1 pseudogene is annotated in these 510 nt (G+C 79.0%); it reads left to right on the top strand.

The features are described from left to right. Positions 1-510: pseudogene (locus tag Q6969_RS16255) on the top strand (MFS transporter); the annotation flags it as partial.

Below are 510 nucleotides of genomic sequence, written 5' to 3'. Positions count from 1 at the left end.
CGCCCCGCTCGTCGTGCCGCACGCCGCGTTCCTCGTCCTGCTCCTCCTGGCCCTGGCCGCCGTCGCGCTCGTGCCCGAGACGGTGCGGGCACCCGCGCTGCGGCGTCCCTACCGGCCGCAGCGCCTGGCGGTCCCCGCGGCGTCGCGCGGGGTGTTCGCCACGGCGGCGGCGGCCGCCTTCGCGGGGTTCGCGGTCTTCGGGCTCTTCACGTCCCTCGCGCCGACGTTCCTGGCGACGACGCTGGGGCAGACCGACCGGCTGCTGTCCGGGTCCGTGTCCTTCGCGGTCTTCGCCGCCGCCGCCGTGTCCCCGCTCGTGGCGGCGCGCCTCGACGCCCGGCGCCAGATCGCGGCGTCGCTGGTCCTCCTGCCGGTGGGCCTCGTGCTGCTGGCCGCGGGCGGCGTCCTCGCGTCCCTGGTGCCCTTCGTCGCGGGCGGCGTGCTCGCGGCGGCGGGCGTCGGGCTCTCGTTCCGCAACGCCCTCGCGACCGCGGGCGCGCTCGTGGAGCC

It is taken from the genome of Clavibacter sp. MX14-G9D, assembly GCF_032917815.1.
Classification (GTDB): domain Bacteria; phylum Actinomycetota; class Actinomycetes; order Actinomycetales; family Microbacteriaceae; genus Clavibacter; species Clavibacter michiganensis_K.
This window is presented reverse-complemented; position numbering and strand designations above follow the sequence as displayed.